Origin of the sequence: Bradyrhizobium sp. sGM-13, from assembly GCF_018398875.1 — a bacterium.
Lineage (GTDB): Bacteria > Pseudomonadota > Alphaproteobacteria > Rhizobiales > Xanthobacteraceae > Bradyrhizobium.
This window is the reverse complement of the sequence record NZ_JAGWDK010000127.1, coordinates 1-1,855: the sequence shown is the minus strand read 5'-3', so window position 1 is coordinate 1,855 and position 1,855 is coordinate 1. Positions and strand designations below refer to the sequence as shown.

The following is a 1,855-nucleotide window of genomic DNA, read 5'->3' as shown; positions in this document are numbered from 1 at the left end:
TTGTGCGCCCAGCATGAGCGTACTCTTGTGGGTGCAAGTCCCACCGCGAGTTGATCACAACGAGCGAAGCGAAGCGCAACTGCATGAGGGCGACCGAATGTGGGGAGGAAGCGTGGAGCGAAGCTGCGGGCCGATGAACGAGAACCGGATAGATGGCGTTGCCGACCAGGGCGAGCGGGCAAGAAACCGCGAAGCTCTCGTGATCAAGGGGAAGCGGCGTAAATCCGGCGGTCGTGCAGTGAAGGAGTGCGTTCTTACCTGGGGAGATCTCGCCTTATGCCTGAAAGGGCGACGGTGTCGAGCCGGAGCGAGAAGTCAGCCGAGGTCGTAGTAGTCGGTGGGAAGGCTGCGAAGCCGTCCTGCAGGCGAAGGGCCGAACGAGAGGAAGTGTTCGACGCCATGTCGATGTGGCGAGCATCGCATCAGATGCCTGCGCAAGCAGGGCGGCCCGGGGTAGGACGCGGTGAACCCGCGTGTGGCCCGGGCAGCGATGAAGCTCGTCGCCCGCGATATGGATTGGAGAGCACAGGGTCAGCGCTGTTTTTAGCGGCGCTGACGAGAGAGAACCTGCAACAGGCGTGGAAGCGGGTGCGGGCCAACAAAGGCGTAGCCGGTGTGGATGGTCTGGACATTGACCAGACGGCCGAACGTCTGCGCACGGCGTGGCCCGCGATCCGTGAGCAACTGTTGTCGGGGACGTACCGGCCCAGTCCGGTACGACGGGTGACGATTCCCAAGCCAGAGGGCGGCGAGCGCGAGCTCGGCATCCCGACGGTGACGGATCGTTTGATTCAGCAGGCGCTGCTGCAAGTGCTGCAGCCCATTCTTGATCCGACCTTCAGCGAGCACAGCTACGGCTTCCGACCGGGCCGAAACGCACATGATGCCGTCCTCGCGGCGCAGTCATACGTCCAATCGGGCCGCCGGATCGTGGTGGATGTGGACCTGGAAAACTTCTTCGACCGGGTCGATCACGACATCCTCATCGACCGCCTTCAGAAACGGATCGGAGACGCCGGTGTCATCCGGCTGATCCGGACGTATCTGAACAGCGGGATCATGGACGATGGCGTGGTCCAGACGCGCACGATGGGGACGCCGCAAGGCGGGCCGCTATCGCCGCTGCTGGCCAATGTCCTGCTCGATGAAGTGGACAAGGCGCTGGAACGCCGGGGCCATTGCTTCGTGCGCTACGCCGACGATGCGAACGTTTACGTCCGCAGCCGCCGGTCAGGTGAACGGGTGATGGCGCTGCTTCGGCGGCTCTACGGCAAGCTGCGCTTGACGGTCAACGAGACCAAAAGCGCAGTGACCAGTGTGTTCGGTCGCAAGTTCCTCGGCTACAGCTTCTGGGTAGCCCCGGGCGGAGTGATCAAACGCAAGGTCGCCGTCAAGCCGCTGAGGACGTTCAAGCAGCGCATCCGGCAACTGACCTGCCGCAGTGGCGGGCGCAGTATGCAGGAGGTGGTGGATCATCTGCGGCCCTATGTTCTGGGTTGGAAGGCGTACTTCCGGCTGGCGCAAACGCCGAAGGTCTGGCGAGAGCTCGACCAGTGGCTGCGTCATCGGTTGCGCGCCATCCAGCTCAAGCAGTGGAAGCGCGGTACGACCATGTATAGGGAACTGCTGGCGCTGGGAGCCAAGCCTCACGTTGCGCGACAGGTGGCGGCCAACAGCCGTCGCTGGTGGCGTAACAGCGGCATGCTCCTCAACGCTGTGTTGACCCTGAACTGGTCGGACCGGCTGGGACTGCCCCGGCTCTCATGACCTCAACCCCTCGAACCGCCCGGTGCGGACCCGCATGCCGGGTGGTGTGGCAGGGGAGCGACCCACAAGGTCGCCCCCTATGCCGATT

The 1,855-nt window shown here is 63.8% G+C and carries 1 protein-coding gene; it reads left to right on the top strand.

Annotated elements, in window-relative coordinates:
- The first annotated feature begins 405 nt into the window (after positions 1–405).
- A complete protein-coding gene (gene ltrA / locus KJQ96_RS38395) occupies positions 406–1,767 on the top strand; it encodes a group II intron reverse transcriptase/maturase (RefSeq protein WP_213291144.1) in 1,362 nt (453 codons plus the stop codon).
- The last annotated feature ends 88 nt before the right edge of the window (positions 1,768–1,855 follow it).

Coding starts and splice junctions, on each gene's coding strand:
- ltrA (WP_213291144.1), top strand. CDS start 406: ATGTGGCGAGCATCGCATCAGATGCCTGCGCAAGCAGGGCGGCCCGGG.